Origin of the sequence: Alteribacillus sp. YIM 98480 (genome assembly GCF_009765375.1) — a bacterium.
Classification (GTDB): Bacteria; Bacillota; Bacilli; order Bacillales; family Marinococcaceae; genus Alteribacillus.
Genome location: NZ_VTOK01000008.1, coordinates 217,099 through 233,201 on the forward strand (window position 1 = coordinate 217,099; position 16,103 = coordinate 233,201).

The 16,103-nt window shown below is 38.6% G+C and carries 17 protein-coding genes; 1 reads left to right on the top strand and 16 read right to left on the bottom strand.

The genetic code is table 11. From position 1 onward, the window contains the following. Positions 1-44: 44 nt before the first annotated feature. Positions 45-284: a DUF362 domain-containing protein gene (locus tag FZF09_RS12275; protein ID WP_091584028.1), complete on the top strand. Its 240-nt coding sequence runs from the start codon at positions 45-47 to the stop codon at positions 282-284. Between the two features lie 325 nt (positions 285-609). Here FZF09_RS12275 and modB read toward each other — a convergent pair whose 3' ends face one another. From modB to FZF09_RS12355, 16 genes are all read right to left on the bottom strand, one after another. Next, entirely contained in the window at positions 610-1,272 is a 663-nt protein-coding gene (gene modB, locus FZF09_RS12280; RefSeq protein ID WP_158736885.1) for a molybdate ABC transporter permease subunit, read from the bottom strand. A 2-nt stretch (positions 1,273-1,274) separates the two neighbouring features. Then, positions 1,275-2,060, bottom strand: a complete 786-nt coding sequence (gene modA, locus FZF09_RS12285; protein WP_158736886.1) for a molybdate ABC transporter substrate-binding protein — start codon at positions 2,058-2,060, stop codon at positions 1,275-1,277. Positions 2,061-2,288: 228 nt separating this feature from the next. Further along, a complete protein-coding gene (locus FZF09_RS12290) occupies positions 2,289-3,176 on the bottom strand; it encodes a DMT family transporter (RefSeq protein WP_158736887.1) in 888 nt (295 codons plus the stop codon). A 6-nt stretch (positions 3,177-3,182) separates the two neighbouring features. After that, entirely contained in the window at positions 3,183-3,800 is a 618-nt protein-coding gene (locus FZF09_RS12295; RefSeq protein ID WP_158736888.1) for a nucleotidyltransferase family protein, read from the bottom strand. Between the two features lie 17 nt (positions 3,801-3,817). After that, entirely contained in the window at positions 3,818-4,873 is a 1,056-nt protein-coding gene (locus tag FZF09_RS12300; RefSeq protein WP_158736889.1) for an XdhC family protein, read from the bottom strand. 10 nt (positions 4,874-4,883) lie between these two features. Then, complete coding sequence (locus FZF09_RS12305) at positions 4,884-5,585, bottom strand: RraA family protein (protein ID WP_158736890.1); 702 nt, start codon at positions 5,583-5,585, stop codon at positions 4,884-4,886. Positions 5,586-5,883: 298 nt separating this feature from the next. Continuing rightward, positions 5,884-7,341, bottom strand: coding sequence for a UbiD family decarboxylase (locus FZF09_RS12310; RefSeq protein ID WP_158736891.1), 1,458 nt, complete (start codon positions 7,339-7,341; stop codon positions 5,884-5,886). Positions 7,342-7,379: 38 nt separating this feature from the next. After that, positions 7,380-7,871 (bottom strand): (2Fe-2S)-binding protein, encoded by a 492-nt coding sequence (locus FZF09_RS12315; protein WP_199256785.1) that lies wholly within the window; start codon positions 7,869-7,871, stop codon positions 7,380-7,382. Further along, a complete protein-coding gene (locus FZF09_RS12320) occupies positions 7,871-10,249 on the bottom strand; it encodes a xanthine dehydrogenase family protein molybdopterin-binding subunit (RefSeq protein WP_199256786.1) in 2,379 nt (792 codons plus the stop codon). Before FZF09_RS12320 ends, FZF09_RS12315 begins: the two co-directional genes overlap by 1 nt. A 17-nt stretch (positions 10,250-10,266) precedes the next feature. Then, entirely contained in the window at positions 10,267-11,127 is an 861-nt protein-coding gene (locus tag FZF09_RS12325; RefSeq protein WP_158736893.1) for an FAD binding domain-containing protein, read from the bottom strand. A 17-nt stretch (positions 11,128-11,144) separates the two neighbouring features. Further along, positions 11,145-11,606, bottom strand: coding sequence for an SRPBCC family protein (locus FZF09_RS12330; protein WP_158736894.1), 462 nt, complete (start codon positions 11,604-11,606; stop codon positions 11,145-11,147). 12 nt (positions 11,607-11,618) lie between these two features. Continuing rightward, a complete protein-coding gene (locus FZF09_RS12335) occupies positions 11,619-12,350 on the bottom strand; it encodes a cyclase family protein (protein WP_158736895.1) in 732 nt (243 codons plus the stop codon). Positions 12,351-12,402: 52 nt separating this feature from the next. Continuing rightward, on the bottom strand, positions 12,403-13,437 hold the full coding sequence (locus FZF09_RS12340) for a Bug family tripartite tricarboxylate transporter substrate binding protein (RefSeq protein ID WP_158736896.1): 1,035 nt from the start codon (positions 13,435-13,437) through the stop codon (positions 12,403-12,405). 1,087 nt (positions 13,438-14,524) lie between these two features. Continuing rightward, complete coding sequence (locus tag FZF09_RS12345) at positions 14,525-15,292, bottom strand: IclR family transcriptional regulator (protein WP_158736897.1); 768 nt, start codon at positions 15,290-15,292, stop codon at positions 14,525-14,527. Between the two features lie 17 nt (positions 15,293-15,309). Then, the gene (locus FZF09_RS12350) at positions 15,310-15,618 is read right to left on the bottom strand and encodes an MFS transporter (protein WP_158736898.1); all 309 of its coding nucleotides are present in this window, start codon (positions 15,616-15,618) and stop codon (positions 15,310-15,312) included. Positions 15,619-15,812: 194 nt separating this feature from the next. Then, the coding region (locus tag FZF09_RS12355; protein WP_233269484.1) for a hypothetical protein at positions 15,813-16,103 on the bottom strand (291 nt) is incomplete at its 5' end.

The window sequence follows — 16,103 nt, forward strand, 5'->3', positions numbered from 1 at the left end:
CAAGAAATCTGACACATGGGCCACTTAAAAAGGAGGTGGATCAAATGGCTTTTGTTATTACCTCACCTTGTATTGAGGAAAAAGCCGGGGACTGTGTAGAAGTTTGCCCGGTCGATTGCATTGAAGAAGGGGAAGATCAATTTTATATCGACCCTGACGTATGCATTGATTGCGGCGCTTGTATTGTCGTCTGCCCGGTTGAGGCTATTGTAGAAGATACAGAACTCACGCCTGAAACGGAGCCATTTTTAGAGAAGGCTAAAGAGTTTTACGGCACGAGTTAACAGAAAGAGCCTGGATTCTCTCCAGGCTCTTTTTTCATTAGGTAAGAAAGTATAAATTTTGGCGTTTTTGATGTCTAGCTTCAGCGCCCAGCCGCTCAGGCGCACACGATGTGGGTCAGTTCAGTGTTGTCACAGGACGTGACGGTTTTAGCTGAACGTCTTATGTCTTCCCTTTCGATTCCGGGCCGCAGGCGACCCTGCGCGAAAGCTCCAGAACCTGTCGCGGCTGCCCAGGGCGCTTGCGCTTTTCTTATTCATACATAAGTTCCCTTGCTACCTATTCATTCAAACAAACCTTACCGTTCATTTGGATTTCATCAATAAATCAAGTAACCTTTTTCATCTGTTGAACGACAGAGAGTAAAATGAACGAAAATAGAATAATCGAACCTACCCAGTAATAAGCTATTAAGTAGTTTCCTGTTTCAACGGCCAAATAAATACTCGTAGGTATGGTTTGAGTTACTCCATAAATACTTCCAGCAAACATTAATGTCGCCCCAAATTCCCCAAGAGCACGAGCAAATCCAAGCATGAACCCAGAAGCTATGGACCGCCATGAAAGAGGAAATGTAACATATATAAATACTTTAAATTCGGAAGCTCCCATTTGTCTTGCGGCATCTTCTAAATCACTATCTACACTTTCAAAACCATTGACTAACGTTTGGTAAACAAGAGGGAAAGCAACTACAGTCGCCGCAATTACTGCTGCTATGTATGAGAAAACAAGCGGCTGGCCAAAAAACCATTCAAACCATGATCCAATAAAACTGTTGCGCCCAAACAAGACAAGCAGCCCAAACCCTACCACCGTCGGCGGCAGGACTAAAGGCAGCATGAGAAACGTTTCAAGAAATACTTTCCCGCGAATCTGTCTTTTTTTAAGAAACCATGCCATCGCCATTGCAAGACAAAATCCCAAAAGACTTGCTACAATAACTACGCGTAAAGAAACCCAAATTGGTGTCCAAAATTCTGTTCCCATGTTTATGGATGCCTTTCAAAACCATAGGATTCAAAAATGCTTAATGGCTCATCTGTTTGCAGCCATTCATAAAAATCATGAGCTTCTTTATTATTTTGAGCAGTCTTTAACAATCCGACTGGATAAGAAATGGGGTCATGGGTTTCTTCAGGAGCAGAAGCAATCATTTCAACTTTGTCTGAAGTCATCGCATCCGTTTTATACACAATACCAGCATCCACGTTACCTGTTTCTACATATGTAAGAACCTTCCGTACATCAGAACCATAGACAATATTATTCTCTATTTCTTTCCAAATCCCTAGTTCTTCGAGAGATTGACGAGCATATTGACCAGCTGGTACGATTTCAGGCCTTCCAATAGCAACGCCTTGTAAATTATCTTGAAGCAACCCATCCCAATCACTCACCAAATCAGCTGCTTCAGGATTCGATATAAATATTAACTCGTTTAACAATAGACTTGTTGATTCTGATGTCTCCCCTTTACTTTCTAATTTTTCCATATCCGATTGGGAAGCCGACAAAAATATATCAGCAGGTGCGCCTTGACTGATTTGCTGCCTTAGCTGACCTGATGATCCATAAGTAATCGAAAGTTCCAAGTCATTTTTTTCTTCATAAATGGCTTGTACTTCATTTAAAGCATCAGTTAAACTCGCAGCAGCCATTATATATATTTTTGTTTTATCTTGAGCTTCTTCTTCATTCATTTCTTCAGGAGTACACGCCCCAATAATAAAAAACAGGCCAATTAAGAAAAAAGAACGTATAAATAAGCGGTTCATTTATAATTTCTCCTAAACAGACAAAACTTTCTGTCGTGATGTTGAATAATACCTAGATTACTCCCTGAAACGTATTATACTCCATAAAAGAAAAGACAGCCATAAAATCATTTTAAAAAATCGCCTGTTTTATTCGTCTACACTTTTTATTCAAACTTATGCGGCCTGTTTTATTTGGTTAATCAACATACAATAGTCACGGTTTATCGGTGAACAATAAGTGTACAGCTATCCTGTAAGTGAAATAATTCCTGCTCCTACAAAAATAAGAGCAGCACATCCTATTAAATGGAGCGTGATACTTTCGTCTTGCTTCAAAAATATTCTCGATAATAGAACGGTTAAAATGGGTTCTATCGCTAATATGGCACCAACATAGGCTACATTTATTTTTTGTACAGCGATAAAGAAACTTAGTAAAGCAAAACTCGTGGACAAACCGCCTAAAATATAAAATTTATTTCGAATGTTAACATTCGTTTTCAAAATTTCTGTTATATTTCTTTTTTTCCAATAAGCAATAATAAAAGCACTGACAAAACCAACAACTGCTCCAATAAATGCCCCAGCAAAAGGGTTATCATAAAAAATAATAGCCTGCTTTCTAACTGCCTGTCCAATCCCAAATCCTAAAGCAGAACCTAGCGTAATAATATAGCCAATTTTATTGGCTCTTGTGTTTTCTTGTGTAAAAAAAATAAATCCTTGATAAATCAGTCCCATGAATATAAAAGCTATCCCTAACCACGGCAAACCAGTAATCGATTCATTTAACACTACTACGGCAAAAAATATAGTAAAAACAGGGGAGGAGTTTTTAATGCCGGCAGCTCTTGATGAACCAATACTTCGAATCCCAATAAAAAACATAGACCTGCCTAAAAAAGCGGTTAACACACCAGCCAGCGTAAACAGTAATACACCTGGAATAGTAGGAGCTGCCGTTTTATGTCCGCTAAGATAAACAAAAAACCAAATCATTCCTAAAACAATAATGTTAATAACTAAAGTAGTGATAATCCCATTGTCGTTTTTAGTAAGGTTCATCCCTTTTTTCATAAAAATGGCACTTAACGTATAAAAAACAGCCGATAAGAAAGCCCATAAAAATCCCATATATGCTTAAATTCCTTTGTTTTGAAGTAGCTGTTCATAATCCTCCCAAGAATCTATGTCAAACAATATTCCAGAGTCATTCCCATCGATCATTTCATAATATTGTGCAATTTGAATGACTCTCTTTCCTCCTTCATCCCCGCTAAGACTATAGAAATGGTCAAAAAGATCATGTGAAAAGAAAACAGGATGTCCTTTTTTAAGACGGTAAGAAGGTTGAATAACAATAGAATCAGTGGAAGAAGAAAGCAATTGTACTGCTCTGTTATATACTTTTGTCATTGTTTTTGTTTGAATCAACGGTTGATCTGCTAAAAAAACCATAATGCCATCAGCTTCCTGTATTTCTGGCACCACACATTTCAGTGCGCTGCTCTGCCCATGTTGAAACTGTTTGTTATATTTCCATCTAAAGCGAGGATCCGCTATTTTCACGTTTTCTTTTATATGTTCTTGCTGATGGCCTACTACTGCGATTACCTCATCAAAAGGGGGCTGTAAAACGTTTTTAATACAATGACTTAATAGAGTGCCCTCTTTATAAGGCAGCAATTGCTTCGCTGTTTTCATTCTTCTTGACATTCCAGAAGCTAATATAACAGCTTTTATTTTTTTATCCCCCAATGTGTTATCCCCCTCTCTTAGGTAGGCTGCGGCTCATGAATCGTACCCGCTTTATCCTTAAGAAATTGAGGCTGGCTTTTATTTTTTACTGCCATTAACTCTGCTGTAATACTCAGAGCTACTTGCTCTGCAGTTTCTGAACCAATGTCTAAACCTACTGGAGAGAACATTACATGACGAATCGATTCAAGGTCAGAAGAAGGAAGCTGTAAAATATCTTCTATGATTTGTTTCGTTCTTCTCTTCGGACCTAAAAATCCTAAATATTTCACTTGATGCTCACGATATAGATTAAAGGCGGCCGCATCTTGGTGAATGTTATGTGACATAAATAATACGTAATCATTCGGCCGGGGGATTATTGTTTCTTCGTAATTCTCTTGCCGCGAATGAATAAAGGATTCTGCTTTTGGAAACCTAGAATGGGTTAGTAAATGCTTTCTTTGATCTACTACGACAACCTTAAATCCAGACTGACTAGCAAATTCAACCAATGGAATCGCGTCATGACCTGCCCCAAAAATAACAAGACGGGGGCTTGGACTGATTACTTCATGAAACTGACGTGTTCTATTACGTATGTTTCTTTTGTTTTCGCTTTCAAAAGTGAAGTCTCGTGATAACTCTACTTCTCCGTTTCTGAAAAAAAGATCAAAGGTCAACTCTTTTGAAAAAGTGTGCGTCACATGGATCGGTTGATTATCTTCTAATGATGCTTCAACCTTTGTCACCCATTCTTTTCCCGTATCATTCATTAGTGATTCAATTAAAACAAAAACACTGCCATTACACCCTAGTCCTAGGCCCCAAACATCAGCATCTTGTAAGTCATATAAATGTAATTGAGGCGTCCCTGTATCAATCACTTGTTGTGCTAACTCATTTACATCTGCATCAAAACATCCTCCGCCTATCATGCCAAACGACTTTCCATCATCCGCTATAACCATGCGAGCTCCAGGTCTTCGGTAAGCCGATCCTTTAATGCCAACTACAGTAGCTAGAGCTAGACGGTGTCCATCTTTTTGCCAGTCTGTAATTGTTTTCAGAATTTGTGGAATGTCGCTCATCATCCTTCCCCCCTTATTCTAAAACTCGTTCTTTTTGATGAAGTTTATCGATTTCTTCCATTTTATTATCCAGCCAAGAAGGCAGCACCTTCCCACTTGTAATTTCTGCTATTCTCTTTTCTTCCCGCTTTTGTAAGTGCTCCACTTTTTGTATCACGTGAGACAGATTTTCCTTTTTCACTGCCACTACGCCGTCACCATCACCGACAACAATGTCTCCAGGCCGTACCGTGACGTCACCACAGCTCACTTCTCCATTTACAAATCCCGGTCCGTTTTTTTCGACACTAACTGGAACAGATCCACAGCAAAAAATGGGAAAATCCCTTTCCTTATTGGCTTCTATGTCACGAATCAATCCATCTACAACGAGGCCGCCAAGTTTTAATGCTGCTGCAGATTGAGTCATCAGTTCTCCCCATATAGCTTTTGTGTTATTTCCATTCGTGCTGACGACGAGAACGTCGCCTGGCTTTGCTATTTTCAAAGCTACATAGAGCATCAAATTATCACCCAATGGCAAATCAACTGTAATAGCAGGGCCTAAAACCTTACATTGCTGTTGTATAGGTTTTATTCTCGGATGCATTGTTCCTGTTCTTCCTTGCGCATCTGTTACTTGTGCCGCTTCCGCATTTTCTAAATATTTGATTTGTTCTACATGGCTGCGATCAAAATCTTTATTGTATCCATAACCCAGTGCTCCTACCATCATCCTCGCTCCTTAGAAAAACCCGCTTGGTTGTCTTTTAGAAAGCCGCGTGTTTAGTAACAGCGGCATTTGTACATTCTGTACGTGACATACCGTAGTTTTTCTTATACTATTTATTATTAAATGTTAAAGTTTCCATAACTGAATGAATTTCATCATTCATTTCTATATCATTATAAAAGAACGTTGTATAAAATTCCCTCATTATCGTTCGATTTTCGCTTCAGGCGGACGCTTTCCGCTACAATCGGTATAATGTTCGTTTTTGATAATCAAAATAGCACTTATGAAATTGATTCAACTATTTGAAAAGATGTTTCCATTTTTGAAGTGTTTTTTCTTGAAGCTCTTTACTCGCTTCTGCCACCTCCGGAAATTCATCTAAGTAATCATAAGGACGGCAGGCATCAATAATAGCTCGCGAACTAAATGGTGCTTTGTAACGGTAAGTAATATTCATTGGATCATTTTTCGATCCCATTGCTCTTTTTATAATATCAATATCAATCTCAGGATCGGTTCTTGTAGAGACAGCCCACATAACTTCATCTAAATTGGAAGGATCAATATCCTCATCCACCACAATCGAATAGCGTCCGAGATAGGAACCTACGCCGCATTGACTAAGGACATGACCTGCTTGCCTGGAATGGCCGGCATACCTTTGGTTTATGGATATAACTGTAAACATTCGGCCCCCGCCTATTTCATGAGCCCATACCCCTTCTACATCAGGAACGCCTGCGGCTTCCACAGCGTCAAATAGTAATGCTGAGCGCATAACCGCTTTGGAATAAGAATAATCATTAGGCGGTTTTGCAGGAGGACTGCCCATTATAATAGGATTGTTACGGTAATATACTTTTTTCACTTCCACAACCGGAGCAGGTGATGCTTTTGCCGGGTAATATCCGTGGAATTCGCCAAACGGTCCTTCTGTTTGTGTTTCCCCTGGATGTATCCACCCTTCTAACACAATTTCAGCGCTGCTTGGCACTGGTAAACCAGTCAATTCCCCTTTTACAACAGAAACCGGCTCTTTTAAAATAGAACCAATGTAGTTGTATTCACACATTCCAAATGGTACTTCTATGCCGGAAATTAAATAATGCAGCGGATCTGCACCAATTACGACAGCGATTGGAAAAGGCTTACCTTCTTTCATATACTTTTCATATTGAATATGGCCATGTTTTCCTGGAACCATATCTAAACCTACCCGGTTTTTGTCATGTATCATAACGCGGTACGTACCTACATTTATCCAATCCGTGTCAAGATCTTTCGTGACAACTGAACATCCTGTCCCTATATATCTTCCGCCATCCTTTTCATGCCATAGCGGAGACGGAAAAGTAAATAAATCTACTTCTTCATCTTCTTGGATATTTTCAAAAACAGGCCCGGATTCCACATAGACAGGGTCATAGTCAGGGGCAGCTTTTTTCCATTCGTTTGGCCTGCCTCTTAACTCATTGACAAGTCCTCGATGGGATGAATCTCCTTCTAACCTTAAGATCGATGCTAATCTTGCCGGGCTGCTCGTGCTGCAGGTCAAAACCCGGTACCCCTTTGGATACCCGGGAATTTGATCAAAAAGTAAAGCAGAGTTAGTGTCTTTTTTTACATTTAATTCACTTATGGCACCAATTTCTAAATTCCAGTCTGCTCCTTCAACTTCGGTTAACTCCTCTTGTTCCTTTATTGTTTGAAGCCATTTTCTTAAATCTAAAGAATGGCCGAAATTGTTATCTTCCACGTTCTCACCTACTTTTTATCTTTCATTCATTCGTTCAGCTATGCATTTAAACCTGCTTTTTCTTGTTGGAGCAGCTTAGAAGCTTCATTAATGGCTTCAATAATTTGTCCGTAGCTTGCACATCTGCATATATTTCCGGCCATATAATCCTTTATTTCCTCGACAGAAGGATTTGCGTTCTCTTCAAGCAGCTTCTTTGCCATCAAAATCATACCCGGTGTGCAATAACCGCACTGAAATGCCTTATTGTTGAGAAATGCTTCTTGCACAGGATGTAATCCTTCTTCTGTTTCCATTCCTTCAATAGTCAGAATCTCTTCTCCATCAATGGATGAAGCAAAGTGCAGACAGCCGCTGACCGGCACTCCTGAAACGATAATCGTACATACGCCACAAAGCCCTAAACCGCACGTTTCTTTTGCACCCCCTAATCCAAAGTCATTTCTTAATAGATCAAGGAGTGTCTCATGAGGAGCAACTTCTGCAGAAACACTTTTGCCATTTAATATAAAATTTACTTGTTTTTTCATTATTTTTCACCCTTTATTTCTACAGTAGAACCTACAAGGCTGCTTTCTTGTTCTTTTTCTGATTCTTTAATTGCCCGTAATACCCTCTCTGGAGTGAATGGCATATCTTTTATTCGGACACCAAGAGCGTTATATAATGCATTAGCTATTGCTGGCTGAACGCCAAACGAAGCCGTTTCTCCCACTCCTTTTGCTCCAAATGGACCTTCTGGATGGGGTTCTTCTACAATTATCGTATCTGAGTGATCTGGTAAATCTTTAAAACTAGGAACTTTATAATCAGACATACTAGAATTAATCATTTGACCGTGGTCATATTTACATTCTTCAAATAATGCCTGACCAATTTGCATCACAGCTGCCCCGTATAATTGCTGGTGAACATTAAACGGATTAATCGCTTTACCTACATCACCAACGGAAACCATGTTTACGATATCAATTTTTCCAGTATCTATATCTACTTCAATTTCTACTCCCGTTCCTCCTGGGAACCAGAAAATTGCAATATCTTTTGACTGGCCTGTTTCTGGGTCCGGGCTCTCATAATGACTTTCAAACACATATTTTCCAATAATGCTTCCTGCTGGCATTTTATATATGCCTTTAATAATATCTTTTATGGTAATCGATTTTGCCGGATCATCTATGACATACACTTGTTCGTCTTGCAGTGTCAATGCATCGCTATTCACTTGAAAGTGTTCTGAAGCAAACTCAAATAATTGATTTTTTACATCTTCTGCTGCTTTTTGAATAGCATTACCCATATAAAAGGTGGAACGACTGGCTGCTGTAATCGTGTCATAAGGGGTGACGTCTGTATCAGGATGAACGACTCGCACTTTTTCCCGCGGAAGCCCAAGTTCTTCTGCGGCAATTTGACCTAATATCGTGTCAGAACCTTGCCCCATATCCACGGTGCTCGAATAAACAGATACACTTCCATCTGCAAACATCGTGACAATCGCCCCTGAAATCGACGGTGTCAACACCGCTTTCAATCCTATCGCCATTCCTTTTGCCCGAATCTTCCGGCCCTCTTGTGTTACTGATCCATTTGTTCTGTTGGTGTGATAATCTTTCCATTCTAAGCTTGTATCTAATTTATCCAACACCTTATCCAAACCGACAGAATGAATAATTTGTCCGGTAGCATGTTCTTTTCCTTCTGTTAACACTTGAGCTTTTCTAAACTCTAATGGATCCCAACCCATTTTACTTGCAATGATATCCATTTGAGATTCATATGCCCACACCAGCTGTGGAACCCCAAAACCTCTAAATGCGCCAGCTGGAGCATTATTTGTATATACACAATAAGAATCAATGTGTACATTTGGAATGTCATAAGGACCTGCTGCCGTAAAACCGGACTTCTGGGTAATACGAGGACCAATATCTGCATAAGATCCCGTATCCCAGACAACGTTACATTTTCTTGCTACGATTTTTCCGTCATTTGTCACGCCTGTTTTCATCGTGAATACGGTCGCATGTTTTGTTAATGTTAGAAAAACCTCTTCCATCGTAAGAGCCAATTTAACGGGCTGTTTTACAATTAAAGCTAAAACAGCAGTTAATGCTTCAATTTTTACATATAGTTTTGTTCCAAAACCGCCGCCTAAATATGGAACTTTAACCCTTACCTTATTTTCAGGGTATTTTAAAACATGGGCTACTTCACTTCTGACAAAAGAAGGACTTTGGTTTGCCGTCCACAAATTCATTCTTTCTTCGGAGTCTATTTGTGCAATCGCCACATGCTGTTCCATTGGCAGATGTACGGCTGCCGGTGTAGTGAACGTATCTTCAAATATATGGTCCGCTTCCTCAAATCCCTTATCGATATCTCCATGTCTTAGTTTATAATGCAAACAAACATTACTGCCGCTTTGTGGCAATAGAGATTTTAAATCAGCAAAACTTCCTGCCGGCCTGACTTTGTCATGAACAATCGGCGCATCTTCTTTCATAGAATCCAAAACATCAAAGACAGGCTCCATTTCTTCATACTCTACATCAATATAGTTTACAGCCTCTGCTGCAATTTCTACTGACTCAGCGATGACAGCGGCAACTGGGTCACCGACATATCTTACTTTATCCATAGCAAGAACAGGCTGATCTCTAAACGCCGGTCCATAATAATAGTTAATATCAAAATCTTTTAAATCTTCTCCCGTCACAACTTTAACTACTCCAGGTATTTCTTCTGCATCTGATTTGTCTATGCTTTTAATTATTCCATGCGGCACAGTACTGCGTAAAATTTTAACATGAAGCATTCCAGGTACGGTCATATTCATAACATAATCGGTTTGACCTGTAACTTTAGATTTAGATTCCACTCTTGAAATTGATTGCCCCAATGCCAAGTTACCCATCTCCTTTTTTACTCTTTTGCTAATTGTTCCAGTGCTTTTCTCACATGCACTTTCACCATTTCTTTTTTATACCAGACCGACCCTCTTAAGTCCTCTAGCGGTTCAGCCACTTCAAATGCCTTTTCTGCCGCTTTTTGAATGGTCGTTTTGTCAAGTTGATTGCCATCTATGATATGCTGCACGTCAAATAACTGAGTTGGAATGTCTGTGGCGGCACTAATGACAATTCGAGAATCGCCAGCAATGCCATCTGTTTTTTTCAGAAATGCAGCCACTCCAACAGTTGGCCAGTCATCATTAGACAGTGTCGTATATTTTATATAGGTTCCGACTATCCCTTCCGCTTGCTTCGGAATCATAATTTCCGTTAAGATTTCATCTGGTTCAATAGCTGTTTCGTAATAGCCCTTAAAAAATTCTTTCAAATCAAGCCATCTATCTCCTTTTGCACTTTCAATTTTTACCTCTGCCCCCATTGCCATGAGAATAGGCGGCATATCCAGATGGGCATCACCGTGAGATAGATTTCCTCCAATACTTGCTACATAACGAATTCGCGGATTAGCGACGTGAGTCAATGCCTCACTAAGAACAGGGGCTTTCTCTTTTATAAGAGCGTCCACTTCTAAATCTCTTAACGTCGTCATACTTCCTATTCTTACGTTGCCTGCTTTGTCTGATGTAATATACCGTAATTCTGATTGCAGTTTTTTTAAGCTCACTATTTTATTAGGATCAAACATACCTTGTTTCATAATTAAAGATAAAGCTGTACCGCCGCTTACTACCCTGATTTCAGGATCTCCAGATGATAAAATATCCTTTACTTCACTTAATTTCTCCGGTTCCAGCCAAAGCGTATCTCCCACTTTCCATCCTCCTCACGTTATCTATTAACTTTTTCTGTTTCTAATTCATTTCTAATATTATCTGCAAACTCTGCCCCCATTTCAGTTGCTTTGGAGCGAAACGCTGATTGGCCAAGAGAACCTAATTTACCTGCTAAACTCATATCCATGTAGTATTGGACTTTTGTCGTATTTTCGTCTACTTCGATCAGATCTAATTTAGCTTTCACTTTTAATTTGCCAACAAGTGAAAAAGGTTTCCCGACAATTTCAGAATTCAACTGGTGCGGAGCATCCATATCCGTAATTTGTACATTTAAATTAAATTTCAACTTCATAAAGGCAATCTGCACTTTTGCAACAGCTTGATATACACCATCTTCCACTTCGTTTACCTCTTCACATCCAGGTAAACAACCGGCCAATTGCTTTGTATCCATTAAGAAATCCCATACATCTTCTTTTTTTGCTCTTACTTCAAATTGATCTTCAATAATCATAGAATAATCCTCCTAAAATGTATTTTCCGTTAAATGAAATGTATCTTCATCTTTGTCATCATTTAAAAGAGCGACGGCTCTTGTTAAACCTGCTGTTCCATTTCTAATCTTTAATGGAAGTCCGATATAAAAGAACTTTTTCCCCGCAACATCTTCTAAATTCCCTAAATTTTCCGTATTTAATATTTGATTTTCCACACACACAGTGTGAGCGGCTTTCCATTCTTCGCCTTTGTGGGGGCTGACATCAATACTTACTGCATCGATTCCTATGTTTTTTGCGCCTTGATCTACTAACCATTGTGCAGCTTCTCTACTAAGCCCTGGGTTTTTCTGGTTATAAACTGGCTTTGGAAAATGGCGTTGGTATGTCCCCGTATATAAAAGAACAACTCCATTATTCGGCACTTTTAATTCAGCTTTTTCACAGGCCGCAACCACATCTTCCTTCGTAATAAAATCTGAATCTTCTACGTGGGTAACGTCTAAGCAAATGCCAGGTCCTAAGAATCGTTCTAGTTCCAATTCTTCGATAGATCGTGCTTCTGGGTCAGGATCGTTATGAATAAACGAATCCGTATGTGTTCCTGCATGTTCAGAAAGTAAAATGGTGTTTACAGCAAAGGAGCGTTTCCCGCCCCCTAGATCTTTTTGCTCTACCATCGGAAAAACGACGGTAGGCTGGTGTCCAGGATAGACGGGCTGTCCTTTAAATATTTCTTGGGAAAGGTCTACTATTTTCATAGTTGTCATCTCCTTTTCTATTTTTTCTTTCATCTTATGTTCATCGTTTTCTTTACTCTAATTCGAAAGAGTCTTGTAATTCTTCCACCATAGAATGGGACTCTTGAATCGCTTCGCCGAATTCCTCCGCATTTCTCTTATCAATGATAAAGCCTGAATCTTCAGCTGTTTTTTGGAAAGATTCTTCTTCGGAAGCTTCTTCAAATGCGTCTTCTAACACTGTGATAATCTCATCTGGTGTTTCTGGAGGTGCAAAGAAACCATAAATAATCTCAAAGGTAGCGTTTTCAAATCCGGATTCGGCGAGAGTCGGTGCATCTGGATAAAGCTCAGAACGTTCTTCTCCCAAATAACCAAGAATGCGCATTTCCCCTTCATTTACCATAGACTCCGCACCTGCTTCACTAATTAAGCCAAAATCAACGTGACCACCTGCAACCTGGGTAGAAGCACCTGCATCTCCTTCAAATGGTACATATTCATGATCGATACCGCTTTCTTGCAGTAAAATACTTGCTAATGTTGAATTGGTAGCTGCTCCTGTACCGGCAACTTTCAAAGATTCATTTTTAGAAGCTTCTACTAAATCATCCAATGTTTCAAATTGTGAATCAGTTGGAACGGCAATCGTCGTAGAGTTTTTCCCAAATAAACCATAAATAGGTTCAAAATCAAGGACTTTAAAATCATCTCCTTTTACTACTTCCCCAATCGACATAGAAGGCATTGGGCTGGTAAGTATCGTATAACCATCCGGCTCTTCTCCATATACTTGTGATCTTGCAATACTTCCGCCTGCACCATCTTCATTTCGTACAACTACGGATGCTCCTAATTTATCTTGTAATTCTCTAGAAATGGAACGTGCAACTAAGTCATTACTTCCGCCTGCGGCATTAGGTACAATGATTTCTACTTCATGTTCTGGATAATTTCCATCGGCTGCAGCTGCCTGCTCTTCGTTATTTCCTTCACTGTCTGTACTTGATTCCTCATTTTGATCCGAAGAATCATTCCCACCGCATGCTGTAAAAATAAGTACTCCTAACAATAAAACAATTCCTAATAAAATATTCCTGGCCTTCATCTAAATCTGCTCCTTCCTTTTTACCCAAACCCAACTCTTCATTCTAGGTTATTAATTATAATAAGATTTTCTTCACTCACTTTAATATTTAGCAATTTCACCTCCATATTCTTTAAACTTTTTCTTTTTGTGAAACTTAGTTTCTTTTTTTATTATAATACAACGCTTACATTATTTTCAACTGTAATTTTTCAAAAATAAAATTATTTTGACTAATAATACAGAAACTTACTAACGATGCATAAATATTGTTAACATATTCCGTCTATACTTCTTTCTGTTTTAGAACCAAAAAAGTTAAACTTGAATATAAAGTGGCTCTGTCCATTTGATAAAATTCTACAAGTTGCTCCTAAAGCAACGATGACATAGTGATTGTCATAGGACTGTACGTCCTTCTAACTTCTCACCCATTGGTAAGAAGGCTTCCATCACAATAAGTGTTTTAGCCAGCGACTGATCTGAAGTACTTTTCTTGCTCTACCTGTTTCTAATTGAATTAATACATGCAGACAATAATCGATAAGTGCTGTGGAGACCTGGTTTTTCACAGCTGGTTCACTTAGTCAATAAAAGTTATTGATCTTCTCATGTTGCTTTAGCCATTTGAAAAACAGCTAAATTTCCCACTTGACCGGTAGCAACTGATATCAAAGTGTTTTGTAACGAAGCGCAGTACCTTTCCATCATCAACTTCTACTTTCAACAACACGGAAGACATTTTCTGTGTGCTTTTGCAGGATGCCCATCCATACCATTTATTCGGGAGAATATTGTTTTCTTCTCTCACGTCAAAGGACGATTTCTCCTGTCACTGTCGTTGAATCAGTGATGTTCAACGGCATGGATGTCTTTATGACTGTGTAGAACGTTTTGATCTTCTGGAGTTGAAGTTAATCAATTTACTCCTATAACAAGGAATTATTAAGAAAGGAATTATTAAGAAGGGAAAGGACTTAACTTACAATAAAATAGGAGAAATAGAAGAAAGTCGGTTTTCATAATAAGATTAAGAGGAAAACCGACAATTTTATTTATGATATTTTTAGTAACATAATTTAAAAAACTGAACGGAAGACAGTTAAAGTTAATGGGGTAACGGCAATTGCTGGTCTAAAGTAGCAATATACTTCTTACATATACTAACGATTTCTTGTATTCTATCCTTAGGCATTCTTACTGTGGGAACAGTAATAACAATCGTCGCAATTAGACTATTATCATTTGAGTAGATTGGAACGGCAACCCCTATCACACCTTGGTTAAATTCTTCATTGGACACTGCGTAGCCTAGATCTCTTATATTTTGTAACTCATCTAATAATTCATCAATATTCGTGATCGTATTTTCTGTATACTTTTTCATTTCTTGATTACTAATTAAGCTGATGATTTCACTCTTCGGTAAACTAGACAACCATAACTTACCTGCAGCAGTAGAGTTTAATGGAGCTTGCTTCCCTAACATATCAGCCACTTTTAATTGCTTATTACCCTCAATTTTATGCACAAAATATACGTTACGATTTTGCACTACTGCTAATTGAACTAATTCTTGGACTTCTTGTGAAATTTTTTTCAAAGCAGGAGAAAATACACCATCTATCCCAAGTGTATTAAAATGCTTCAAGGATAAGCCAATAAAATCAAGTGATAATCTATAAAATCTAGTTTCGTCATCTTGTTCAACATAATTATTATTTGTAAGTGTTTTTAATATTCTAGAGACAATACTCTTCGAAAGACCTGTTTCTTCAACTAGCTTTGAAACACTTAATCCATTCACTTTTCCCACTAATGCTTTAATAATTATAAAAGTGCGTTCAACTGCAGCTAATGAACTATACTCTGACATTTTGATACCTCCTCAAACTATAAACTTAATTTTTTAAATGCCCATATATTAAGCTTTTTACTCCCTCCTGCTATACAGCTGTTATACTCTTCCCAAAAAGACACGTCTGAACTACATCTGATTTTTTTCATTTCATTATAAGCATGGAAACTTTTTAATGTAAACTCTTCTACAAACAGTCCGGGCTGATCGACTCCTTCATAAATAGAAACATCTTCAGCTCCTAAAGTATTTAAGTTGTACTCTAATTTATTTAGCAGTTTAAGGAATTCATTTCTTTTGGCTTCTTCAATCTTAAATTCTGTTAATACAGTAATATAACTCACTTGAATTATTCAGTCCTTTCATGCGATGTTCTTTTTTATAGAATAATATAATCCTGCACACATTACTATCATACAAGATCACTCTTCCCTAGCATTAGTTTCAACATACTATTTTTTGTTACCATTGTCACCTCTTTTAAAGTTGCAGGCAGAGAAGTTCCATTTTTTCACAAAACCCCCCTGCCTATTCTTAACTATTCATTATTCTTTTCCTCATAGTACCATTTGGTATCTTTGTTGATCCATTCAGGGCCTACTCGTTCGTTTATTTGCTCTTCTCCCGTTTTGAAGTAGTCGCCTTTCACGGCACGCTGAGCCATTTCGTCATTGAACTCATCCCAATCTCCCATTGAAAAACCGTGCCAAGGCCATTCCGGACGGATCGATGGTAGTTCAAGTTCTTCCCACAGTTCTTTTGCCCGTTCCATATACTCTTTTTTCGGTAAAGACAACGGCGGCAAGTTTTCCTTTTTCGTTGCATTCAT